The 22,184-nt window shown below is 68.3% G+C and carries 21 protein-coding genes; 18 read left to right on the forward strand and 3 right to left on the reverse strand.

Annotation, left to right across the window (positions count from 1 at the left end; all coding sequences use genetic code 11):
* Positions 1 to 326 precede the first annotated feature (326 nt).
* The 4 genes from J1M43_RS14095 to J1M43_RS17125 all read left to right on the forward strand — a co-directional run bounded on the left by J1M43_RS14095 (position 327) and on the right by J1M43_RS17125 (position 6,802).
* Positions 327 to 635, forward strand: a complete 309-nt coding sequence (locus J1M43_RS14095; RefSeq protein WP_052166740.1) for a GNAT family N-acetyltransferase — start codon at positions 327 to 329, stop codon at positions 633 to 635.
* Between the two features lie 353 nt (positions 636 to 988).
* Positions 989 to 2,440 carry an MFS transporter gene (locus tag J1M43_RS14100; protein ID WP_033105144.1) on the forward strand — a complete coding sequence of 484 codons (1,452 nt, stop codon included), beginning with the start codon at positions 989 to 991 and terminating at the stop codon, positions 2,438 to 2,440.
* Positions 2,441 to 2,576: 136 nt separating this feature from the next.
* Positions 2,577 to 3,731 (forward strand): exonuclease SbcCD subunit D, encoded by a 1,155-nt coding sequence (locus J1M43_RS14105; RefSeq protein WP_033106286.1) that lies wholly within the window; start codon positions 2,577 to 2,579, stop codon positions 3,729 to 3,731.
* Complete coding sequence (locus tag J1M43_RS17125) at positions 3,731 to 6,802, forward strand: AAA family ATPase (RefSeq protein ID WP_206477072.1); 3,072 nt, start codon at positions 3,731 to 3,733, stop codon at positions 6,800 to 6,802. The genes J1M43_RS14105 and J1M43_RS17125 overlap by 1 nt, the downstream gene beginning before the upstream one ends.
* 169 nt (positions 6,803 to 6,971) lie before the next feature.
* Here J1M43_RS17125 and J1M43_RS14115 read toward each other — a convergent pair whose 3' ends face one another.
* Positions 6,972 to 7,925: an aldo/keto reductase gene (locus tag J1M43_RS14115; RefSeq protein WP_206477073.1), complete on the reverse strand. Its 954-nt coding sequence runs from the start codon at positions 7,923 to 7,925 to the stop codon at positions 6,972 to 6,974.
* A 101-nt stretch (positions 7,926 to 8,026) separates the two neighbouring features.
* On the opposite strand from J1M43_RS14115, the gene nadE reads away from it, so the two are divergent.
* From nadE to J1M43_RS14130, 3 genes are all read left to right on the forward strand, one after another.
* Positions 8,027 to 8,845, forward strand: coding sequence for an ammonia-dependent NAD(+) synthetase (gene nadE, locus J1M43_RS14120; protein ID WP_206477074.1), 819 nt, complete (start codon positions 8,027 to 8,029; stop codon positions 8,843 to 8,845).
* 244 nt (positions 8,846 to 9,089) lie between these two features.
* Entirely contained in the window at positions 9,090 to 12,584 is a 3,495-nt protein-coding gene (locus J1M43_RS14125; protein WP_206477075.1) for a bifunctional RecB family nuclease/DEAD/DEAH box helicase, read from the forward strand.
* Positions 12,581 to 12,772, forward strand: coding sequence for a hypothetical protein (locus tag J1M43_RS14130; RefSeq protein ID WP_241245243.1), 192 nt, complete (start codon positions 12,581 to 12,583; stop codon positions 12,770 to 12,772). The genes J1M43_RS14125 and J1M43_RS14130 overlap by 4 nt, the downstream gene beginning before the upstream one ends.
* 6 nt (positions 12,773 to 12,778) lie before the next feature.
* Here J1M43_RS14130 and upp read toward each other — a convergent pair whose 3' ends face one another.
* Both upp and phnF read right to left on the reverse strand, forming a co-directional pair.
* Positions 12,779 to 13,411, reverse strand: a complete 633-nt coding sequence (gene upp / locus J1M43_RS14135) for a uracil phosphoribosyltransferase (protein WP_033105138.1) — start codon at positions 13,409 to 13,411, stop codon at positions 12,779 to 12,781.
* Positions 13,412 to 13,428: 17 nt separating this feature from the next.
* Complete coding sequence (gene phnF / locus J1M43_RS14140; protein WP_307823482.1) at positions 13,429 to 14,175, reverse strand: phosphonate metabolism transcriptional regulator PhnF; 747 nt, start codon at positions 14,173 to 14,175, stop codon at positions 13,429 to 13,431.
* A 134-nt stretch (positions 14,176 to 14,309) separates the two neighbouring features.
* On the opposite strand from phnF, the gene phnG reads away from it, so the two are divergent.
* The 11 genes from phnG (at position 14,310) to tadA (ending at position 22,174) form a co-directional block, all read left to right on the forward strand.
* A complete protein-coding gene (gene phnG, locus J1M43_RS14145; protein ID WP_206477077.1) occupies positions 14,310 to 14,864 on the forward strand; it encodes a phosphonate C-P lyase system protein PhnG in 555 nt (184 codons plus the stop codon).
* Entirely contained in the window at positions 14,861 to 15,517 is a 657-nt protein-coding gene (gene phnH / locus J1M43_RS14150) for a phosphonate C-P lyase system protein PhnH (protein WP_241245244.1), read from the forward strand. The genes phnG and phnH overlap by 4 nt, the downstream gene beginning before the upstream one ends.
* On the forward strand, positions 15,517 to 16,641 hold the full coding sequence (locus J1M43_RS14155; protein ID WP_033105137.1) for a carbon-phosphorus lyase complex subunit PhnI: 1,125 nt from the start codon (positions 15,517 to 15,519) through the stop codon (positions 16,639 to 16,641). Before phnH ends, J1M43_RS14155 begins: the two co-directional genes overlap by 1 nt.
* Positions 16,638 to 17,492: an alpha-D-ribose 1-methylphosphonate 5-phosphate C-P-lyase PhnJ gene (locus J1M43_RS14160; protein WP_033105136.1), complete on the forward strand. Its 855-nt coding sequence runs from the start codon at positions 16,638 to 16,640 to the stop codon at positions 17,490 to 17,492. The genes J1M43_RS14155 and J1M43_RS14160 overlap by 4 nt, the downstream gene beginning before the upstream one ends.
* The gene (phnK, locus tag J1M43_RS14165) at positions 17,489 to 18,307 is read left to right on the forward strand and encodes a phosphonate C-P lyase system protein PhnK (protein WP_206477078.1); all 819 of its coding nucleotides are present in this window, start codon (positions 17,489 to 17,491) and stop codon (positions 18,305 to 18,307) included. Before J1M43_RS14160 ends, phnK begins: the two co-directional genes overlap by 4 nt.
* 1 nt (position 18,308) lies before the next feature.
* Positions 18,309 to 19,088, forward strand: a complete 780-nt coding sequence (gene phnL, locus J1M43_RS14170) for a phosphonate C-P lyase system protein PhnL (protein ID WP_206477079.1) — start codon at positions 18,309 to 18,311, stop codon at positions 19,086 to 19,088.
* Entirely contained in the window at positions 19,085 to 19,780 is a 696-nt protein-coding gene (locus J1M43_RS14175; protein ID WP_033105134.1) for a DUF1045 domain-containing protein, read from the forward strand. The genes phnL and J1M43_RS14175 overlap by 4 nt, the downstream gene beginning before the upstream one ends.
* Positions 19,780 to 20,955 (forward strand): alpha-D-ribose 1-methylphosphonate 5-triphosphate diphosphatase, encoded by a 1,176-nt coding sequence (locus J1M43_RS14180; RefSeq protein ID WP_033105133.1) that lies wholly within the window; start codon positions 19,780 to 19,782, stop codon positions 20,953 to 20,955. The genes J1M43_RS14175 and J1M43_RS14180 overlap by 1 nt, the downstream gene beginning before the upstream one ends.
* A complete protein-coding gene (locus J1M43_RS14185; protein ID WP_200880941.1) occupies positions 20,952 to 21,263 on the forward strand; it encodes a hypothetical protein in 312 nt (103 codons plus the stop codon). The genes J1M43_RS14180 and J1M43_RS14185 overlap by 4 nt, the downstream gene beginning before the upstream one ends.
* Positions 21,236 to 21,559, forward strand: coding sequence for a hypothetical protein (locus J1M43_RS14190; RefSeq protein WP_200880940.1), 324 nt, complete (start codon positions 21,236 to 21,238; stop codon positions 21,557 to 21,559). The genes J1M43_RS14185 and J1M43_RS14190 overlap by 28 nt, the downstream gene beginning before the upstream one ends.
* A gap of 159 nt (positions 21,560 to 21,718) precedes the next feature.
* Entirely contained in the window at positions 21,719 to 22,174 is a 456-nt protein-coding gene (tadA, locus tag J1M43_RS14195; protein ID WP_033105132.1) for a tRNA adenosine(34) deaminase TadA, read from the forward strand.
* Positions 22,175 to 22,184: the final 10 nt, after the last annotated feature.

Consider the following 22,184-nt stretch of genomic DNA (forward strand, 5'->3'; position numbering starts at 1 on the left):
GATGATGGGTTCCTTGCGAAGGGTGAGCCGATACGGCTCGGATGTGTTGCGTGAATGACCGAGAAGGCCGGGAACGAGCACGCAGGTGGGTGCTCGGGCTCCTTCTTCGCAGATCGCGAATACGGGGAGCGTGGCGGGGCGGCTGGGGTCAGCTACACATTCGGCAACACATGCCAACGCAGCCGGGCATCATCATCCCGGCAGTCCTGTTCGCCTCCTGGGCGGACGAGGGGCGCGCGTTGGTGGTCATGGGTGGATTATTACTGAGAAAGTCGTGTCGTGTCAAAACGTAACCTTGTGTCCGCGGGTGGGCTTACCGTGGAATGATGACTGGTTCGCACATCGTCGACGGCTTCATCCTCACCGATGAGAAGGATGCTTCGCGATACACCCTCACCCGTGACGGAGTGCTCGTGAGCGCTCTCGACTACCGCGACGACGGCAGCACGATCGCCTTGACCAGGGCCTTCACGATCCCGACTTTCCGCGGAAACGGGCATGCGGCGCGAGTCGTCGAGGGTGCGGTCGACGACATCCAGAGCCGCGGCGATCGCAAGGTTGATCCGGTCTGCTGGTACGTCGCCGAGTGGTTCGCGCAGAACCCCGAGCACGCAGGGCTGCTGCGCCGTCGATGACCGCTGCGGCGTGTGACGCTCTGTTACGGATCGTGTCGCACCTGCAAGGATGAGGACACAAGCCCCGCCGGAGGGTCAAATCCGGCCCTGCAGGGCGGAGGGCAGCCCAGATCTCGCATCGCGCAGCCCCGCACGCCGCACAGGTGAAGGTGCATCTCGCACACTGCATGACCGCGTGTCGATCGTCATGGTGAGGGTGGGTCAGGGGACCTTCCGGCTCGAATCCACAGGTTCATATTCGATACAATGGAATTCTGCTCAGCACCGTTCGCTGAGGCGGTCAGCGCCCAGAACGGTGGCTGGTCCGAGGCTTGAAACCTCCGGCATCCTCATACGACACCGGAGGTTTTTCCATGTCTGCGACCCTGCGCGCTCACCCCAAGGCCAAATGGTGGGCGCTGTTCATCATCTCGCTCACCCAGCTCGTCGTCGTCCTCGACGGCACCATCGTCAACATCGCCCTTCCTCAGGCACAGGTCGCCCTGAACATGGACGACCACCTGCGACAGTGGGTCGTCACCGCCTACGCTCTGGCGTTCGGGGCGCTGCTGCTGCTCGGCGGCCGCATCTCGGATTACTGGGGGCGCAAGCGCACCTTCATGGTCGGCATGATCGGCTTCGGCCTCGCCTCGCTCTACGCCGGTCTGGCGATGGCCGGCTGGGAGCTCATCCTCGGTCGCGCTCTGCAGGGCGTGTTCGCGGCGATGCTCGCGCCCGCCGCCCTCGCGCTGCTCACGACGCTGTTCCCGTCCGGCAAGGAGCGCAACACCGCGTTCGCGGTATTCGGAACCGTCGCCGGTGCCGGCGCGGCCGTCGGCCTCGTGCTCGGCGGATTCCTCACGGAGTTCCTCGACTGGCGGTGGTGCCTGCTGGTCAACCTCTTCTTCGTCGCGATCGGCCTCATCGGCGGTGCGCTGTTCCTCAGCGAGAGCAAAGCCGACGGTGACAACCGCTACGACATGTGGGGTGCGCTGTTCGTCACCGCAGGTCTCGGGGCACTCGTCTACGGCTTCAGCCTCGCCGAGACCGGTTGGGCCAACCCGATGACCATCACCTTCATCGCGCTCGGCGTGGTTCTGCTGGCCGTGTTCGTGTGGGTCGAGACCCGGGTGAGCAACCCGTTGCTTCCGCTGCGCGTCGTCACGCACAAGGTGCGCGGCGGTGCCTTCCTCATCCAGGCCGTCGCCGGCAGCGTGATGATCGGTGCGACTCTGTACCTGACGTTCCACCTGCAGATCGTGCTCGGGCAGGGAGCGTTCGAGTCTGGGCTCGCGAGCCTTCCGCTGCCGTTGGGCACCATGCTTCTCGCTCCGCTCGCCACGAAGATGCTCGGCACGGTCGGTCCGCGTCCGCTGCTCATCGGCGGCCCGCTCATCGTCGCCGCCGGTCTCGTCTACCTGTCGTTCATCACGCCCGGTGGCAACTACTTCGTCCAGGTCGCTCCGGCACTGCTCGTCATGGGCTTCGGCATGGCGTCGGTGTTCATCCCGCTGCAGAACGTGGCCCTCACCGGCGTGAAGCCGCATGACGCGGGTGTCGCATCCGCTGTGACCAACTCGGCCATGCAGATCGGCGGATCGATCGGACTCTCGGTCTTCACGGCCGTCTACGCGGCCGTCGTCGGCGGGCAGAGTGCAGTCAGCCTCGACGTCCTGGCGGACGGTTACAGCGCGACCTTCATCGCCGCCGCGATCGGAATGGTGCTGGCGTCGATCATCGCCGCCACGATGGTGCGCGGTCGCAAGGAGGATCTGCTGCCGCAGGGCGCAGCGGACGCGGAGAGCACGCCGGTCCTCGTGCACTGATGTTCGCAGAAGGCACCGCTGCGCGTCGGCAGCGGTGCCTTCGGTGCCGCTGCGTCCTTCGCGGTTTCCGAGCCTGTCGAAGGGTGCTGCGGCACGCCTCGACGTGAATGTCGGTGGCCGTCCGTACCGTGTGAGTATGCGAATCCTGCACACCTCCGACTGGCACATCGGCCGCACGTTCCACGGCACCTCGACCATGGATGCGCTGGCCGAGGTACTGAGCGCGCTGGTCGAGCAAGTGCGTGACAATGCCGTGGATGCTGTGATCGTCGCGGGTGACGTGTTCGACTCCTCGACGCCCGCCGGCCCCGCATACACACTGCTCGGCGACACGCTGGTCGCCCTCCACGACACCGGCGCCAAGGTCATCGTCACGAGTGGCAACCACGACTCCGCAGCGCGCCTTGGATTCCAGGCGCGGCTGCTGCGCGACGGCATCCATGTGGTCACCGATCCGCGTGCGATCGGCACGCCGGTCACGATCTCCGACTCCGACGGTCCGGTGCACTTCTACGGCATCCCGTACCTCGAACCGGCGATCGTGCGCCAGTACTGGCCAGACGCCACTCTCCGCACGCAGGCGCAGACGATGGCGCATGCGATGGGGCTCGTCCGTGCGGGAATGGCTGCGCATGACGGACGCTCGGTCGCGATCGCGCACTGCTTCGCCGCCGGGGTCGATGCCACGGCAGGGCTCGAGCGCGAGGTGCGCCAAGGGGGCCTCGATGTCGTGCCGCTCGATGTCTTCGACGGTCCCGACTACATCGCGCTCGGGCACATCCACGGACGGCAGCAGCTGAGCGACCGTGTCAGGTATGCGGGGGCGCCGCTGCACTACAGCTTCGGCGAGCAGCACAAGGAACGCGGTTCCTGGCTGGTCGATCTCGATGCCGCCGGCCTCGCTTCCGTAGAGTGGCTGCCGCTGCCGGTGCCGCGCCGGCTCGTGACGCTCACGGGAACGCTCGAAGAGATCCTCTCGACTGAGAACATCGCGGCGCACGCCGGCGATTGGGTGTGCGCGGTGTACACCGACGCGCTGCCGCAGTCCGAACCGATGCGCCGCCTGAAGGCGCACTTCACGCACTGCGCGATGGTGCAGCACGCTCCGGTGGGTGGGGCCGAGCGCGCGGAGCGTTCGTACGCCGAGCGTCTGAAGTCCGCCGTCACCGATACAGAGCGCATCGAGGCGTTCCTCGAGCACGTGCGTGCGGGGCAGGGCCCGAGTGAGCGCGAGCGCGAGCTCATCCGCGAGATCCTCGACGAGCGCGTGGCCGCCGAGGCCCTCGTCTAGTGCGCCTCCACCGTCTCGAGATCGAGGGATTCGGTCCATTCCTCGATCGACAGGTCGTCGACTTCGACGGCTTCGCCGACGACGGCATCTTCCTGATCGCCGGTCGTACGGGAGCAGGCAAGTCGAGCATTCTGGATGCCGTCTGCTTCGGCCTGTACGGCGGCGTGCCACGGTACGAGAGCGGAGACAAACGGCTGCGCAGCGACTACTGCGCTCCCGAAGACGTCAGTGAGGTGGTCGTCGAGTTCAGCACGACCGCCGGTCGGTTCCGTGTCACGCGTTCGCCGGAGTACCAGCGCCCGGCAAAACGAGGTGGGGGGCTCACGAAGCAGGCCTCTGGCGTGCAACTGGACTCTCTGGGTGACGACGGCTGGGTGACTCTCGCTGCCAAGGAGAAACGGGTCGCGGACGAACTCGACGAGATCCTGCAGCTGAGCCGAGAGCAGTTCCTGCAGGTGATCCTGCTCGCCCAGAACCGGTTCGCCCGCTTCCTGCTCGCCGACAGCAAAGAGCGGCAGGCGCTGCTGCGCCGGCTCTTCGGCACGGAGCGATTCGATGACGTGCAGTCGCGGTTCGACGAGCGGCGCCGCTCCGCCGAGCACGCGCTCGCCGGTCTGATGGCCTCCGTGACGGCACGGATGGAAGAAGCGGAGCGCGTCGTCACTGTCGCGGCCCTTGGGGGAGATCGTCCGATCGACGACGAAGCCGTTCCTGCCGCGTCCGGTTCCGGCGGCACGGAAACGCGGCTGGAGGCGCTGCGCCTGGCGCTCACCCGCGCCGAGTATCAGGCCGAGCGCCGCATCGCCGAGCAGGACGATGCCGAGAAGACGCTTACGGCGGCGGATGCCGCACTCGTCGCCGCGCGCGAGGAGAAGAAGGCGCAGCAGGAGCGCGACCGCGCACGCGCTGCACTCGCTGCACTCGACGCCGAGGAACCGCAGATCGTCGAGGCGCGCCAGGTGCTCGAGCGCGCGCGGGCCGCCGAGGCGCTGCGCGCCACGATCACGGCGACGACACGTGCGGAAGATGCGCGCGCTGCAGCTGCTACCGCAGAGGAGGCGGCGCGGTCGGCGTGGGAGGCGACCGGCACAGAATTCCCCGAACCAGCGGCCGAGTCCGGTCAGGGTGAGCACGGTGCTGAGGTATCGCGCGATGGCGGATCAGACACCCGGCCCGATGCGATCGCAGCACTGGAGACGTGGGCTGCTGACCGCACAAGAGAGAGCGGCGCATGGGCGCGGGCCGCCGAGCTGGAAGCCACGGCTCCGGTACTGGCCGCGGAGCTCGCATCCGCCGTGAAGCAGGTGTCGACGGCATCCGAGTGCGTCGATGCAGGGGAGGGGGAGCGCGCTGCGCTTCCTGGCCGTCGTGTCGAGCTGGCAGCACAGCGAGATGAGATCCGGCGCCTCGCCGACCGTGTCGAAGATCTCGCACGTTCCCACGACGCGGCGAAGACGAGGCGCGACGCTGCTGTCGAGAGCGCGCGGCTCAGCGGTGAGCTGGAGACCGCAGAGCGTCGACTTTCCGAAGCCAGCACTGCGCTGGCCGCCGCCCAGACCGAGCTCGCTGAACTGCGTCGTCGCCGCCTCGACGGCTTCGCCGGGGAGCTCGCGACCGCTCTCGTCGAAGGCGAGCCCTGTGCGGTGTGCGGATCGACCTCGCATCCCGCTCCCGCCGCGCACACCGACCCCGTCTCGGCAGACGACATCGAGTCGGCCGAGGCGGTTCGGGATGCCGCGACCGAGGCAGAACGCGGCGCCGCAGAACGGTTCGCCGCAGTGCGTGCCGAGCTCGCGGCGGCAGAGGCTCGAGCAGAGAAGCGCACGATTGAAACGGCGGAAGCCGAGGTCGAGACTGCCGCGGCGGCTCATGCCGGTGCTGTTGCGGCGGCCGACTCGCTGCCCGCACTCGAGGCCCGGCTATCGGAGGCGGACGCACGCGCCGTGCAGCTCGAGAACGAGCGCACGGAATCTGCTGCCGCGCTCGCCACCGCTCGCGAATCGCTCGCACTGATCGAGCAGCGCAGCCGCGAGGCGCAGGAGTCGATCGCCGACGCCCGTGGTGCGTTCGGCTCGGTGCGGGAGCGTCTGACCTCTGCGGAAGCGCAGATCGAAGCCGCACAGGCACTCGCTGCCGCCCTCGCCGAGCATTCCCGGCGTACGACCGCGCTGATCGAGACTCAGGCAGAACAGCAGGCTGCTCTCGCCGCCTCAGATTTCGACGATACCACTGCGGTTCAGCAGTCCCTGCGTTCATCCGCCGAGCAGGCAGAGCTCGATTCGCAGATCACCGCGCACCGCGTGCAGCGTGCGAAAGAGCGTGCGACACTGCTCGAACTCGAACTGCGCACACTCCCCGAAGACCCCATCGACCTGGCTCCGGTCGAGCAGTCGGCAGCAGACGCGCGTGCGGCGTGGAAGACAGCCGTCGACACCGCCAACCGTGCGCAGAGCACGGCGGAGCAGCTTGCGGGACTCATCGACTCCGCAGCATCCGAGCATGCGCGCAGCGCTGATCAGCAGGCCGAGTATGAGACGATCCGCGGCCTCGCCGACACGATCGCCGGTCGTGCAGGCAATACCCACAAGATGACGCTCGAGACCTTCGTGCTCGCCGCAGAGCTCGAAGAGATCGTCCAGGCGGCGAACCGGCGCCTCAGCGACATGTCGACCGGGCGATATCAGCTGCAGCACTCAGACGCGCTCGCGGCGCGAGGCGCGGCATCCGGTCTCGGCATCGTCGTCTTCGACGCCTTCACAGGGCAGACCAGACCCGCGCAGTCGCTCTCGGGAGGGGAGACGTTCCTCAGCTCCCTCGCCCTCGCTCTCGGCCTCGCCGAGGTCGTCACGGCGCGCGCAGGCGGCATCCAGCTCGACACCCTCTTCATCGACGAAGGATTCGGATCTCTCGACGCCGACACCCTCGACGTCGCGATGCGCACGCTCGACGAACTGCGCTCCGGTGGGCGCACGGTCGGGATCATCAGCCACGTCGAGTCGATGCAGGAGCAGATCCCCGCTCAGCTCGTGGTCGAGCAGACCGAGAACGGCCCGAGCCGCATCCGCACCTGAACCCCGGTTTCGACTCTTCGCTGCGCTCTTCGCTCAACCCGTTTCGTCTCCGGCGCTTCGCGCGTCCGCTCAACGACCCGCGGCGCCTGTGGGGCGTTGAGCGAGCGGAGCGAGACGAAACGGGTTGAGCGAGCGTCAGCGAGTCGAAACCTTCGCCGAGCGACCCGCCTCAAGCGTTCGCGGGGCTCCAGGCCGAGACATCGTCGAGCGCGCGCAGCTCCTCCGTCGACAGCTCCAACCGCGCACCGGCCAGCAGATCCGCCACCTGCTCGACCCGCGACGCGCTCGCGATCGGCGCGGCGACGGTCGGCTGCGACCGCAGCCACGCCAGCGACACCGAGGTGATCGACGCGTCGTGGGCCGCGGCGACGCGCTCCAGCTCGTCGATGACGCGCAGCCCGTGCCCAGTCGCGTACTTCGCGGCTCCGCCGGCGCGTGCCGAGTCCACCGCGGAAGCGTCCGTCGAACGGTACTTCCCGGTGAGGAAGCCGCTCGCCAGCGCGTAGTACGGCACGAGGCTCAGACCGAACTCCTGAGCGACCGGCACGATGCTCTCCTCGACATCGTTACGGTGCACGAGGTTGTAATGCGGCTGTACGGCAACGGGAACGGCGGTCCCGGCATCCTGCGCGAGTGAGATCCAGGAGCGGATGCGGTCCGCGGAGTAGTTCGAGACAGCGGTGTGGCGCACCAGGCCGTCCGTGACGAGCTGACCGAACGCCGCGACAGTCTCCTCGAGCGGGGTCTCGACGTCGTCGAAGTGCGCGAAGTACAGATCGATCGTCTCGACGCCGAGCCGCTTGAGCGATGCCTCGGCGGCGGCGCGGACGTTCTCGGCCGACAGCCCCTTGAACTGCGGGTGGGAGCTGACCTTCGTCGCGATCGTGATGTCAGACGGCTTCCGAGCAGCGAGCCATTCGCCGATGATCGTCTCACTCTCGCCACCGCCGTTGCCGGGCGCCCAGGCGCTGTATCCGTCGGCTGTGTCGATGAAGTCGCCACCGCCTCCGACGAACGCATCGAGAATCTCGAACGAGGCGGCGCGGTCGGCTGTCCAGCCGAATACATTGCCGCCGAGGGCGAGGGGGAGCACGTCGATATCGCTGCTGCCGAGAAGAGTCATGAAGGCTCGCTTTCTGTCGTCTGTCCCAGTCAAGCCGATGTGCGCCGGACATATTCCATCCGTGTCACGAGCGCGTAACAGTCAAGGGGGATACTGGACGCATGACGCTTCAGCAGGAGATCGCTCAGACACTTGGAGTGCGCGCCGAGATCGACCCGGCCGTCGAAGTCGAACGCCGCGTGCAGTTCCTCGTCGACTACCTGACCAGGGCCGGTGCGAAGGGATTCGTGCTCGGCATCTCGGGAGGGCAGGATTCGACGCTCGCCGGCCGGCTCGCGCAACTCGCCGTCGAGCGCGTGAGATCAGGCGGCCACGAGGCGGACTTCATCGCTGTGCGCCTGCCCTACAAGGTGCAGCACGACGCGGATGACGCGACCGCCGCGCTCGGCTTCATCGCAGCGGATCGCACGGTCGAGGTGAACATCCGCAATGGCGTCGACGGCGTCGAGAAGGACATCGAGCAGGCGGCAGGCGCCGACATCACCGACTTCAACCGTGGCAACATCAAGGCCCGTATCCGCATGGTCACGCAGTATGCGCTGGCCGGACACGACGGTCACCTCGTCATCGGCACCGATCACGCGGCCGAGGCCGTGACCGGCTTCTACACGAAGTTCGGCGACGGCGCTGCGGATGTCCTGCCTCTCGCAGGCCTCACGAAGCGGCAGGGCAAGGCGCTGCTGCGTTCACTGCAAGCTCCGGAGCGGCTGTGGATGAAGATTCCCACCGCCGACCTGCTCGATGACCAGCCCGGACGCGCAGACGAGGACGAACTCGGTCTCACCTACGAGCAGATCGATGACTATCTGGAGGGGAAGCCGGTGGATGCTGCGGCAGCAGCCCGGCTCGAGGGAAAGTACCTCGCCACTCAGCACAAGCGCCACCTGCCGGTCACACCCGACGACGACTGGTGGCGCTGAGCGCACTGCCCGCGGCTGCTACGCGGGGCGTTGAGCTCGCGACTGCTACGCGGGGCGTTGAGCTCGCGACTGCTACGCGGGGCGTTGAGCTCGCGACTGCTACGCGGGGCGTTGAGCTCGCGACTGCTACGCGGGGCGTTGAGCGAGCCGTAGGCGAGACGAAACGGGTTGAGCGAGCGCAGCGAGTCGAAGCCTCGAAGCACCCGCAGCATCCGCTGTCTGAGCCCCCGGCTACGCTCGAAACATGCGGATCGACACTCAGGCGCAGCGCGTCATCTTCAGCGCCAGCGACCTGAAGGCGGCCGCCGAGTGCGAGTTCGCGTGGTCCCGTGCGATCGACGCGAAGCTGGGTCGCGTCCCTGTGGTCATCGAGCCTGAAGACGCCACGCTGGCGCGTGCGGCGAAGCTCGGTGATCTGCACGAGGTGAAGGTCCTCGAGGCCTATCGCGAGCGCTTCGGCGCGGATGCTGTGCACGAGGTCGCCAAGGTGTCGTCCGCCGCGGCATCGTCCCTCGCCGCGGTCGTCGCAGAGACCGGGGCCGCGCTGCGCTCCGACGCGAAGGTACTCTTCCAAGCAGCGTTCTCCACCGACGAGTTCGTCGGTTTCGCCGACTTCCTGCTGCGAGAAGACGACGGAACCTGGCGCGTTCAGGACTCCAAGCTCGCCAGGACGGCGCGCGTCACCGCTCTCATGCAGCTCGCGGCATATGTCGATCAGCTCGACGGGCTCGGCATCCCTCGCTCCGACTGGGTGGATCTCATCCTCGGTGATGGAACCATCAGCACCCACGCCGTCGATGACCTGCTGCCGTTGTTCCATGTGCGCCGTGCGCGGCTGCGCGCGCTGATCGCCGACCGGCGGGTCGAGACAGGTGCCGACGGCGAGGCGCTCGCTTGGGGCGATGACCGCGGCGACCTCGAGATCGTCGCCTGCGGGCGCTGCGCCACGTGCACCGAGCAGGTGGATGCGCATCGTGATCTGCTCATGGTCGCCCGGATGCGTCCCGTGCAGCGCGCCCGTCTGCGGGCCGCCGGCATCGAGACGATCGAGGACCTCGCCGCAGCTGTCGCCGCCCCGGCAGGCATGAACGTCGACACCTTCGAGTCGCTTCGCGCACAGGCGCGCTTGCAGTTGCGTGCCGATGCCGATGACGCGCCGACGTTCGACGTCTATCACCCCGGCGCCATTCACACGCTGCCCCGGCCGAGTCGTGGAGACATCTTCTTCGACTTCGAAGGCGACCCGCTCTACACCGAGCCGGCGGCCGATGGCCACGCGCAGTGGGGCATCGACTACCTGTTCGGCTGGGTCGACAACGAAGACCAGTACACGCCACTGTGGGCTCACACGTTCGCCGACGAGAAGATCGCGCTCGGGCAGTTCCTCGACTTCGTCGATGCGCGCCGCGCCGCTCATCCCGACATGCACATCTACCACTACGCACCGTACGAGACCTCGCATCTCGTCGCGATGGCCGCCCGCTACGGCATCCGTGAGTCTGACGTCGACAGGCTGCTCCGCGAGGGCGTGTTCGTCGACCTCTATCCGCTCGTGCTGCGCACCGTGCGCGTCGGCTCGCGCTCCTATTCGATCAAGAAGCTCGAACCGCTGTACATGGGCGAAGAGGTTCGCACCAGTGACGTGCAGAAGGGCGACGACTCGATCGTGCAGTACGTGGCCGCCCGTGCCCTCGCCGAGGCGGGGGAGAGCGCCGAGGCGGAATCCGTGCTCGCCGACCTCGCCGACTACAACCGCTACGACTGTGTCTCCACCCGGCGGCTGCGTAACTGGCTCATCGAGATCGCGAAGCAGAAGGGCGTGAGCCCTGCGCCACCCGACGAGACCGAAGAACTCGTCTACGAACCGTCGCACCGATCCGTCTCGCTGCTCGCAGATGCTGAACAAGACGTCGAAGCGGGAGGCGACGGCGAGGTGCATCGCGTCGCGGCGGCCGCGATCGATTACTACCCGCGCGAGGCGAAGAGCTTCTGGGTGGGGCATTTCCAGCGTCTGCGCGAGCCGGTGTCGATGTGGGATCAGACCCGCGACGTGGTCCGGGTGGATACCGGACAGAGCGCTCTTCGCCGCGATTGGAGCGTCGAAGAGGGCCGCCGCGTCGCCTCACGCGAGATCGAGATCCGTGGTGAGATCTCACCCGGCACCACGCTCGGCGAGGGCGCCAACCCCTTCGCGCTGTACCCGTTCCCGGCGCCGTTCGATGTCGAGGCGCCGTCACGCGCCGTGCATGTCGCACGCGCGGTCACGGTCGGCGAGGTGCTCGACGACGGCTACGTCATCGTCGAGACGGCGGCGGGCGGACAGACCTGGGACGAGTTCCCCGTCGCGCTCACTCCCGCGGCTCCGCCACGTGTGGTGTCGCTGCAGGGTGCGATCGACGAGTGGGCGGATGCCGTGCACGACGCAGCACCGTCGTTCCCTGCGGATGCGGCGACCGACATCCTGCGCCGCATTCCGCCGCGCACGCGGTCGGGGAGCGGGCTGCCTGTGGTGACCGGTGGTGCAGCGGGCGCTGATGGTGGCGTCGACAGGATCGACGCGATCGTGCGGGGTGTGCTCGATCTCGACCGCAGCTATCTCGCGGTGCAGGGCCCTCCCGGCACCGGCAAGACCTATACCGGATCCCGCGTCATCGCCCGGCTCGTCAACGAGTACGGCTACCGGGTCGGCGTCGTGGCGCAGTCGCACGCGATCATCGAGACGCTGCTCGATCGCGTGGTCGCAGACGGAGTACCGCCAGGGCAGGTCGCGAAGGCGCCGAAAGACAAAGACAGCGATCCGAAGTACACCGCGATCCCGAAGACCGGCATGGCGTCGTTCCTCGCCGAGCATGCGGGGCAGGGCGTCGTCGTCGGCGGCACGGCATGGGACTTCAGCAACACCGCTCGCGTCGAACGGGACGGCCTCGATCTGCTCGTGATCGACGAGGCAGGGCAGTTCTCGCTCGCCTCGACGATCGCCGTCGCGGCGGGAGCGAAGAGCCTGCTGCTGCTCGGCGATCCGCAGCAGCTGCCGCAGGTGAGCCAGGGTGCGCATCCGGAGCCGGTCGACACCTCGGCTCTCGGCTGGGTGATGGACGGCGATGCGGTCATCCGCCCCGAATACGGGTACTTCCTTGATCGCAGCTGGCGGATGCATCCGGCGGTCGCCGCGCCGGTGTCGCGGCTGTCGTACGCCGGACAGCTCGCGTCAGCGCCCGGCACCGATCAGCGCGCAGTTGCGGGCATCGAGCCGGGACTGCACGTCATCTCGCTGCGTCATCGCCGCAACGCGACCCAATCGCCGGAGGAGGCCGCCGAAGTCGTGCGGACCGTGCGCGATCTGCTCGGGCGGGAGTTCGCGGAGCCGGATGCCGCGCCGCGCCCTCTGACGGAGGGGGACATCATCGTCGTCGCGCCGTACAACGCGCAGAAGCAGCTGGTGATCGATGCTCTCGCTGCTGCGGGGATGGCCGGTGTCCCCGTCGGCACGGTCGACAACTTCCAGGGCAAGGAAGCAGTGGTCTCGATCACGACGCTCGCGGCGTCCAGTGGCCGGGACGCCCCGCGCGGGCCGGAGTTCCTGCTGCTGCAGAACCGTCTGAACGTCGCGATCTCACGCGCACAGGTGGCGGCGTACCTGATCCACTCGCCGGCACTGCTCGACGACCTGCCCCGCACACCTGAAGGCGTCGCGCGGATGAGTGCCTTCGCCCGACTGGTCGGCGCCGATCAGGCGTGAGTGCGGGGAGCGCTCGTGGCCGTGGCGCGTACCGTGCCGTGCTGGCTGAGAGGCTGCGTGCGAGCGCCGAACTCGGCGCGACGACGGCCATCGTGAAGGGCCGCATCGCCACATCGGCGCCGATTCTCACCAGAGTCGGATTCGAGCGGTTCGGTGACGAACGCGCCTACCGCCTGACGGTGACTTAGACGATCTCAGACCGTGCCGTACAAGCGATCACCCGCGTCGCCGAGGCCGGGCACGATGTAGCCCTTCTCGTTGAGCCGCTCGTCCAGCGCGCCGAGCACGAGAGTCACATCCCGATCGCCGACCATCTTCTCGATGGCCTCGACGCCCTCCGGGGTGCCGAGCAGGCAGATCGCCGTGACATCCTGCGCGCCGCGCTTGAACAGGAACTCGATCGCGGCACCGAGTGATCCGCCGGTCGCGAGCATCGGATCGATCGCGAAGCACTGGCGATCGCTGAGGTCGTCTGGCAGGCGCTCGGCGTAGGTCGTCGGCTCGAACGTCGTCTCGTCGCGCACCATGCCGAGGAACCCGACCTCTGCGGTGGGGAGGAGTTTGACCATGCCCTCCAGCATCCCGAGTCCGGCACGCAGGATCGGGACGACGATCGGGCGCGGCTCGGAGATCTTCACGCCCATGGTGGTGGTCACAGGGGTGGTGATCTCGACCGGTGACACCTTGACGTTGCGCGTCGCCTCATAGGCGAGCAGCGTCACCAGCTCTTCGGTCAGCTGCCGGAAGACCGGCGAGGGGGTGCGCACATCGCGCAGCACCGTGAGCTTGTGGGTGATGAGGGGGTGGTCCGCCACGTGAACACGCATAGGTCAAGGGTAATGCGTCACGCGGTCGGATCCGGATGCTCGATATCGAGCCGCACGCGCTGAGCGGCGAATCGTGTGACGAGGTGCTGCAGAGGCGTGCCGTCCGGCAGGGCGTCGAGCGCTTCTGTGACCAGCACGATCGCCCCGGAGCCGAGTCCGAGCAGCCCCGACTCTGTGGCGGTGGCGTGCCGCGCGGAGACCACTGTCGACACGCGCACATAGTCGTCCACCCCGCTCGCGCGCAGCGCCACCGTGATCGACGAGGTGCGTCGCAGCGACGCGGCGATGTCGGGAAGGCGAGCGGCGTCGAACCAGCGTGATCCGAGAGCGAACGGTTCGCCGTCGACGGTCCTGAGCGATTCGACCCGAACGGCCAGGCCGTCATCGGCGATGCCGAGCCTGCGGGCGATGTGTGCCGGCGCGGTCTCCAGCGCACTCTCGATCACTCGTCCGGAGGGCTGATGACCGTTGCCGAGGCTCGTCGAGAGGCGTGTGCGCATGCCGATGCGGTGCACGTGCACGGCGCTGCTCGTGACGAACGTGCCACTGCCCCTGCGCGATTCGATCAGGCCTTCGGCCGCGAGAGAAGCGAGAGCCTGCCGCGCGGTGTGCCGATTGACGCCGAAACGCGTGGCCAATGCGCTCTCCGGCGGAAGCCGATCGCCGGTCTGCAGCCGGCCCTCCGTGATGTCGGCACGCAGTTCCTCGGCGATGAGTCGCCACGCCGAGTACCCGGTCGGCCGGGTCGGTGTCGCATCACTCACGGCAGCCTCCTCGTGCTCGTTCATGGGAAGTTCACGCGATCGTCGCCGTAGCGACCCGTCTGCCGCTTCCCTTTCTCACATCCTGCCATTAGCGTGATAGTTGTCTAGACCAATAGACAACTTTAGGAGGCGCGATGGATCGGCATGACGAGACGGGGCCGGACGAGGCGGGGCCGGACGAGGCGGGGCCGGACGAGACGGGGCCCGATGAGACGGCACGACGGCGCACCGCACGCGTGCTCGCCAATGCTGCGGAAGCCGACCTGGCCGCGCTCTGGCAGGCATGGCCGAACCAGCCCGAGATCGAGTTCGTGCGCGGCCCGGAGTCGGGGCTCGTCATGGCGCAAGGACGCATCGGCGGCACCGGCGACCGATTCAATGTCGGCGAGGCCACCGTCAGCCGCGCGACCGTCGTCGCACGCGGGCTCGGGGCGGAGACGGTCGGGACCGCGTACGTGCTGGGAAGTCACCCAGAGCACGCGGGTCTCGCCGCGATCTTCGATGCACTGCTCGCGGGGGATGCACGCCAACGCGTTCTCGACGAGGTCATCGTGCCGCTTGAGCACGCCCAGGCCCAGCGTGACGCCCGCTCGCGCGCCGATGCCCGCAGCACGGTGGTGGACTTCTTCACCGTCGCCCGTGAGAATTCCGGACCGGACTTCGGTGTCGACGGAGAGGATGACGAATGACCATGCGAGTTCAGGAACGCCCGACCGGCCCTATGCCGACGGCCCGGCGTCAGCGCCCCGGCTTCGCTGACCCGGTGCAGGATGCGCAGCGCGTCTTCCGTGCGGTGCTCGGCGCATTCGCGCGTCCGACGCTTCCGCAGCCCCTCGAAGCGGGGACCACGGGCCGCGTCGCACCGCTGAGTCCCGGCGTGGCGGCGGTGCTTCTCGCACTGTGCGACGAGCAGACACCGATCTGGCTCGACCCGGCGCTTCGCGCCTCGGATGATGTGTGCGCCTGGCTGCGCTTCCACACCGGCGCGCGTCTGGTGGATGCTCCAGGCGAAGCGTTGTTCGTCGTCGCATCCTCTCCGACGATGGTCCCACGCCTCGACGCTCTCGCATCCGGCACTGATGAAGAACCGCACCGGTCTGCGACCGTCGTGATCGACGCGACCGGCGCTCGGGGTACCGGTGACTTCGTGGCCACCGGCCCTGGAGTGAACGGAGCAGTCGCCTGGGACGGTGCAGGCCTGCCGGTCGGCTTCCTGGCGCAGTGGCAGCAGAACCACTCGCACTTCCCACGCGGCATCGACCTCATCCTCGTCGCCGACGATTCCGTACGAGCCCTGCCCCGCAGCATCCGCCTGCAGGGCGCCGAGAACCGGAGCGCCTGATGTACGTCGCAGTCAAGGGCGGAGAGAAGGCGATCGCCAACGCGCACGCCCTGCTCGCCCGACGGGGACGCGGCGAGGAGTCGTCAGCGCGCGTCGACTACACGCAGGTACGCGATCAGCTGGGCGTGCTCGTCTCACGCGTGATGGCAGAGGGCTCGCTCTACGATCCCGACCTCGCGGCGAAGGCTCTGCTGCAGGCGCAGGGCGATGTGCTCGAGGCCGTCACCCTGCTGCGTTCGTACCGCACGACGCTGCCGCGCTTCGGGGTCACCGTCGCGATCGACACCGCCGGGCTGCCGCCCGAGCGGCGGGTTTCCGCGACGTTCAAGGACATTCCGGGCGGCCAACAGCTCGGCGCCACGTTCGACTACACGCACCGTCTGCTCGCCGACGAACTCGCCGACGGCATCCCCGACGATCCCACGACGTCCGAGACGTCGGCATCCGGTGGCGACGAACAGGACGCCGACACCGAGCGGATGCCGCGCGTCACCGACCTGCTCGGTGTCGACGCGCTCATCGAACCGGATCGTGCGGACGGCGAGGACTGGACCGATCCGGATCCGGCCGACCTCACCCGCGAACCCACCGTCTATCCGATGAGCCGCGCCGAACGCCTGCAGGCGCTCAGCCGAGGGGATGAGGGCTTCCTGCTCTCGCTCGGCTATTCGACTCAGCGCGGCTTCGGGCGCACGCATCCCTTCGTGGGCGAGGTGCGCGTGGGCGAGGTCGAGATCGATTTCGACGCACCGGAGATCGGGCACCCGGTGCCCATCGGGCGCATCGAGGTCACGGAATGCCAGATGGTCAGCCAGTTCGTCGGCGGGGCCGATCGTCCCGCGCAGTTCACCCGCGGATACGGTCTCGTGTTCGGCCGCGCCGAGCGAAAGGCCATGTCGATGTCGCTCATCGACCGTGCCCTGCGGCACGAGGAGTTCGGGGAGCGGGCCGACGCACCAGCCCAGGACGAGGAGTTCGTCATCAGCCACGCCGACAACGTGCAGGCTGCGGGGTTCGTGGAGCACCTCAAGCTCCCGCACTACGTCGACTTCCAGGGCGAGCTGGTGCTCATCCGCCGGCTGCATGAAGAATTCAACGAACGTGCACGGGGGCAGCAGCCATGAGCGAGCCGCGAATCGTCTACAACGAGGGCTACCTCGACGAGCAGACCAAGCGCGTCGTGCGCAGGGCGCTGCTGAAGGGTGCAGCCATCCCCGGCTTCCAGGTGCCGTTCGCCTCACGCGAGGTGCCGATGCCGCGCGGCTGGGGCACCGGCGGCGTGCAGGTCACCGCCTCGATCATCGGTCAGCCCGACACGCTCAAGGTGATCGACCAGGGCGCGGATGACACGACCAACGCCGTCTCGATCCGGCAGTTCTTCGAGAAGGTCGCCGGCGCCGGTGTCACGACGCGCACCGATCACGCGACGATCATCCAGACGCGCCACCGCATCCCGGAGACGCCGCTGGCCGAGGGTCAGATCATCGTCTACCAGGTGCCGATCCCCGAGCCGCTGCGCTTCCTCGAACCGCGCGAGACCGAGACCAGACGCTTGCACGCGCTCGAGGAGTACGGTCTCATGTACGTCAAGCTCTATGAGGACATCGCCCGATACGGGCACTTCGCGACGACCTACGACTACCCGGTGCTCGTCGGCGGACGCTACGTCATGGCCCCATCGCCGATCCCGAGTTTCGACAACGCGAAGATGCACCAGAGCCCGGCCCTGCAGCTGTTCGGCGCCGGACGGGAGAAGCGCATCTACGTGATCCCGCCGTACACCGACGTCGAGAGCCTCGGCTTCGAGGACTTCCCGTTCGAGCCGCAGAGCTTCGACACGCCGTGCGAGATCTGCGCGTCGGAGGGCGTGTACCTCGACGAGGTCATCATGGACGATCGCGGCACTGTGATGTACGTGTGCTCCGACACCGATCACTGTGAGCGGACCGCCGCCACGAAAGGGGCCCTGCTGTGAAAGACGACACCGGCACGGACGACGAACAGCCGCTGCTGAGCGTGACCGACGCCGGGCACGCCTACGGCGATGTCTTCGGATGCCGCAGCGTCGACTTCGACCTGTGGCCGGGTGAGGTGCTCGCGATCGTCGGCGAGTCCGGCTCCGGCAAGTCGACTCTGCTCGGAATGCTGACGCAGCGACTCAGCATCGACGAGGGGAGCGTGCAGTACCGCACCGCTCCCGACGGCGGTCCGGGCCACGCGGCGCAGCTCGTCGACCTCTCGACGCTCAGCGAGCGCGAAGTGCGCCGTCTCTGGCGCACGGAGTGGGGCTTCGTGCACCAGAACGCCACCGATGGCCTGCGGATGCACGTGAGCGCCGGCGGGAACATCGGCGAGCCGCTCATGGCCAACGGGTGGCGTCACTACGGCCGCATCCGTGAGCAGGCCGAGCAGTGGCTCGCCCGCGTCGAGATCCCGGTGCACCGCATCGACGACGCACCGACGACGTTCTCCGGCGGCATGCGCCAGCGGCTGCAGATCGCGCGCAATCTCGTCTTCGGCCCACGGCTGGTGTTCATGGACGAGCCCACGAGCGGGCTCGACGTCTCAGTGCAGGCGCGTCTGCTCGATCTCATCCGCTCGCTCGTGGCCGACCTCGGCCTTGCCGTCGTGATCGTCACGCACGATCTCGCAGTGGCCCGCCTCATCTCGCATCGCACGCTCGTCATGAAGGATGGCGTGGTGATCGAATCCGGGCTGACCGATCGCGTGCTGGATGATCCCCAGGCCGCGTACACCCAGCTCCTCGTCTCATCGATCCTCCAGGACTGACATGAACCCGAACAGCGATATGAACCCGGATGCCGTGTTGAGCGTGCAGGACGTCTCGAAGAGCTTCACACTCCACCTGCAGGACGCACAGCGGCTGCCTGTGGTGAACGGGCTGACCTTCGACGTGCGACGGGGTACCTGCGTGGTGCTGGGCGGCGAGTCGGGATCGGGCAAGAGCTCGGTGATGAAGATGGTCTACGGCAGCTACGGCGTCGATGCCGGAAGCATCCTGCTCGCTCACGACGGCGATGTGCTCGACCTGGCGACCGCGCAGCCACGACAGGTGCTCGCCGCGAGGCGCTCCACGATGGGCTACGTGAGTCAGTTCCTCCGCGCCGTTCCGCGCGTACCGGCGATCGATGTCGTGGCCGAGCCGCTGGTCGAGCGAGGTGCGGGTCGTGATGAGGCACGCGAGCACGCCGGCGAGCTGCTCGAGCGTCTCAGCATCCCCGAGCGCCTTTGGGCGCTGCCACCCGCCACGTTCTCCGGAGGTGAACGGCAGCGCGTGAACATCGCGCGCGGTTTCGTCGTCGAGCGATCCCTGCTGCTGCTCGACGAGCCGACGGCATCCCTCGACGCCCGCAACCGCCAGGTCGTGATCGAGCTGGTGCGCGAGAGCGTCGCACGCGGCGTCGGCATCCTGGCGATCTTCCACGACGCGGACGTGCGCGAAGCGGTCGCGGACGTGACTGTCGATGTGCAGGCTTTCGCGGCTCCGCAGGAGCCGGACTCCGACGCGCGCCGCGAAGCCGACCCGAGTCGAGAGGGGATCGCCGCATGACACGGTATGCCGTGTACGCCGTGCCCGGACTGCTCGGCGAGAGCGATGATCCGATCGCCGCGGGCCTGCGGAGCACTGTCGAGGCCTGGTACGCGAGGCCGGAGTTCCACGACCTCACCGTCGACGCGCGCCGCTACGGCTTCCATGCGACCCTCAAGGCGCCGTTCCGCCTCGCGGGCGGACGCACCGAAGCCGATCTGCGGGCGGCCGCCGATGCGTTCGCCGCCTCTCACCACTGCGTGCTCCTCCCCGCGTTGCGACCCGCGAACCTCGGTCGCTTCCGCGCGTTGCTCCCGCACGGCGATGACTCGGCGATCCGGATGCTGGCCGACGAGGCCGTGCGCTCATTCGATGTCTTCCGGGCGGAGCTCGACGATGCCGACATCCGGCGCCGACGACCGGAGACGCTCTCAGCGCGCGAGCGCGTGCTCTTCGAGCAGTGGGGCTACCCGTACGTGTTCGAGGAGTTCCGCTTCCACCTGACGCTGACCGACCCCATCCCGCCGGCGCGCGAGAGCGAGATCGACAGTGCCATCGCTGCGCATTTCGCGAAGGACGGCCACGGTTGCGACGTCCTGCTCCGCTCGATCGCGCTGTTCATCGAGCGCGAGCCTGGTGCGCCGTTCGAAGTGCTCTCCGCCCATCCCCTCGCCACCCCATCCGCTGACGCCGACCTGCAGGAGACCGCCTGATGCCCCTCGCGTCCTCATCCCTCACCAACGCCCGCGTCGTCGTGGGCGACGAAGTGATCCACGGTTCGCTGCGCATCGAGGACGGGGTCATCGCCGAGATCTCCGACGACCCGACGCGTGCCGGCACCGACCTGAACGGCGACTTCCTCATGCCCGGCATCGTCGAACTGCACACGGATCAGGTCGAGACCCACTTCCAGCCACGGCCGAAGCGCTACTGGGACCCGATCACCGCAGTGATCGCGCATGACGCGCAGATGGCTGCCTCCGGCATGACCACGGTCCTCGACGCACTGCGCATCGGCACCGGCCCGACCGACGGCAATCGCATGGCGGCGAACGCGAAGATGCTGATGGATGCTGTCATCCATGCGGCCGAGTCGGGTCTGCTGCGCGCCGACCACTTCGTGCACCTGCGCTGCGAGGTCTCCACTGCCGATGTCGTCGAGGTCTTCGATGAGGTCGGAGGCCATGACCGGGTGCGGATGATCTCGCTCATGGATCACACGCCTGGGCAGCGTCAGTATGCGGATGTCGAGGCGTTCCGCACGTACATGGTCGGCAAGGGGCGGCTGCTCGAGACCGAGTTCGACGCGCACGTCGAAGAGCTGCATCGGCTGTCCGGGCTCTACGCAGGCCGGCATCGCAAACAGATGGCAGAGCGCGCCGGGGTGCGGAGCATCACCATGGCCGCGCACGACGATGCGACGCAGGCGCACGTGGACGAGGCCTCGGCACTTGGTGTGCGGATCTCGGAGTTCCCGACGACGGTGGACGCGGCGCGCGCCGCTCGCGCAGCGGGGCAGCTGGTCGTGTCCGGCGCGCCGAACATCGTCCGCGACGGGTCGCACTCGGGCAACGTCGCCGCCGTCGAGCTGCTCCGCGCGGGACTTCTCGACATCCTCTCGAGCGACTATGTGCCGGCGAGCACGCTCCAGGCCGCGTTCCTGCTGGTCGCGCGAGGAGAGACGACGCTGCCGCAGGCGTCGCGCCTGCTCAGCGCGAACCCCGCACGCGCGATCGGCCTCGACGACCGCGGCGTCATAGAGACCGGCCTGCGGGCAGACCTGATCCGCGTGCACGCGTACGAGGGGGCGTCGAGCGAGCAGCATCCGCTCGGGTCTCCGGTGCCGATCGTGCGCAGCGTCTGGCGCGAGGGCGAGCGGGTCGCGTGAGCGGCGCCTTCGTCGCGGTGGTCGGGGCGAGCGGATCGGGCAAGGACTCCGTCATCGGCGCCGCCCGTGATCTGCTCGCCGATCAGGACGAGGGCTTCGTCTTCCCTCGCCGGCTCATCACCCGACCCGTCGGTGCGGGCGAGGACCATCTGCCCGTCAGTGAAGCCGATTTCACTCGGATCGAGAGCGAGGGCGGGTTCGCGCTGAGCTGGCGAGGCACGGCCTCGCCTACGGGCTGCCCGCCGCAGTCGTCGACGCCGTCCGGGCTGGTGATGTGGTGGTGGCGAACATCTCCAGGGGAGTGCTGAACCGGCTCACCGAGCGCTTCGAGCGTTCCGCCGTGATCAGAGTCTGCGTGCCGGAGGAACAGCGTCGCGCGCGCCTCGCCCGCCGCGGTCGAGAGGCGGATGCCGAGATCCAGGCCCGGATGGACAGACCGGATCCCGCGCCTGACACCCGGATCGACCTCGAGATCGTCAATGACGGCGCGCTCGAGGATGCCGGCCGCACGCTCGCCGACTTCCTGCGTGGCATCTCGCCGGCGCGTCAGTCCGCGCACATCGGACGTGCTGCTGCTACGCCCGACGGAGGCTGCGACGCCTGACGGAGGCTGGGAGGCTGCGACGCCCGACGGAGGCTGCGACGCCTGACGGAGGCTGCGACGCTTGACGGAGGTTGTTACGCCTGACGGAGGTTTTCGGCGAATGGCTCCGCCAGGCGTGACATGCTCCGCCAGATGCAACGCGACCAATAGGCTCGACACATGCGAGAGACCGACGGCGACGGGATGCGGCGCGCACTCGCGCTCGCCGCACAGGCCGCTGCCGCCGGTGAGGTTCCCGTCGGCGCGGTCGTGCTCGATGAGTCCGGCCGCATCATCGCCGAGGGGCGCAACACGCGCGAGCAGACCCACGATCCCACCGGACATGCCGAGATCGTCGCGCTGCGGCAGGCCGCAGCATCCGTCGGCTCGTGGAATCTCGAAGGGCGCACGCTCGTCGTCACCCTCGAGCCGTGCGTGATGTGCGCCGGGGCGATCCTGCAGTCGCGGATCGGGCGCGTCGTGTTCGGCGCATGGGACGACAAGGCGGGAGCCGCCGGATCGATGTACGACGTTCTGCGCGATCGCCGGTTGCCGTACCGCGCCGAGGTCGTCGGCGGGGTGGCGGAGGACGCTGCGACCGCACTGCTGCGCGACTTCTTCGAACAGCGCCGCTGACCCCGCCACC

It is taken from the genome of Microbacterium sp. KRD172 (assembly GCF_017168295.1).
GTDB classification, from domain to species: Bacteria; Actinomycetota; Actinomycetes; order Actinomycetales; family Microbacteriaceae; genus Microbacterium; species Microbacterium profundi.

Bases quoted from the DNA above. Each gene is read 5' to 3' on its own strand.
- J1M43_RS14095 (WP_052166740.1), top strand. From the start codon at position 327: ATGACTGGTTCGCACATCGTCGACGGCTTCATCCTCACCGATGAGAAG.
- phnG (WP_206477077.1), top strand. From the start codon at position 14,310: ATGGATCGGCATGACGAGACGGGGCCGGACGAGGCGGGGCCGGACGAG.
- tadA (WP_033105132.1), top strand. From the start codon at position 21,719: ATGCGAGAGACCGACGGCGACGGGATGCGGCGCGCACTCGCGCTCGCC.
- nadE (WP_206477074.1), top strand. From the start codon at position 8,027: ATGACGCTTCAGCAGGAGATCGCTCAGACACTTGGAGTGCGCGCCGAG.
- J1M43_RS14160 (WP_033105136.1), top strand. From the start codon at position 16,638: ATGAGCGAGCCGCGAATCGTCTACAACGAGGGCTACCTCGACGAGCAG.
- J1M43_RS14155 (WP_033105137.1), top strand. From the start codon at position 15,517: ATGTACGTCGCAGTCAAGGGCGGAGAGAAGGCGATCGCCAACGCGCAC.
- J1M43_RS14125 (WP_206477075.1), top strand. From the start codon at position 9,090: ATGCGGATCGACACTCAGGCGCAGCGCGTCATCTTCAGCGCCAGCGAC.
- J1M43_RS14115 (WP_206477073.1), bottom strand. From the start codon at position 7,925: ATGACTCTTCTCGGCAGCAGCGATATCGACGTGCTCCCCCTCGCCCTC.
- phnH (WP_241245244.1), top strand. From the start codon at position 14,861: ATGACCATGCGAGTTCAGGAACGCCCGACCGGCCCTATGCCGACGGCC.
- phnL (WP_206477079.1), top strand. From the start codon at position 18,309: ATGAACCCGAACAGCGATATGAACCCGGATGCCGTGTTGAGCGTGCAG.
- upp (WP_033105138.1), bottom strand. From the start codon at position 13,411: ATGCGTGTTCACGTGGCGGACCACCCCCTCATCACCCACAAGCTCACG.
- J1M43_RS14175 (WP_033105134.1), top strand. From the start codon at position 19,085: ATGACACGGTATGCCGTGTACGCCGTGCCCGGACTGCTCGGCGAGAGC.
- J1M43_RS14100 (WP_033105144.1), top strand. From the start codon at position 989: ATGTCTGCGACCCTGCGCGCTCACCCCAAGGCCAAATGGTGGGCGCTG.
- J1M43_RS14105 (WP_033106286.1), top strand. From the start codon at position 2,577: ATGCGAATCCTGCACACCTCCGACTGGCACATCGGCCGCACGTTCCAC.
- J1M43_RS14180 (WP_033105133.1), top strand. From the start codon at position 19,780: ATGCCCCTCGCGTCCTCATCCCTCACCAACGCCCGCGTCGTCGTGGGC.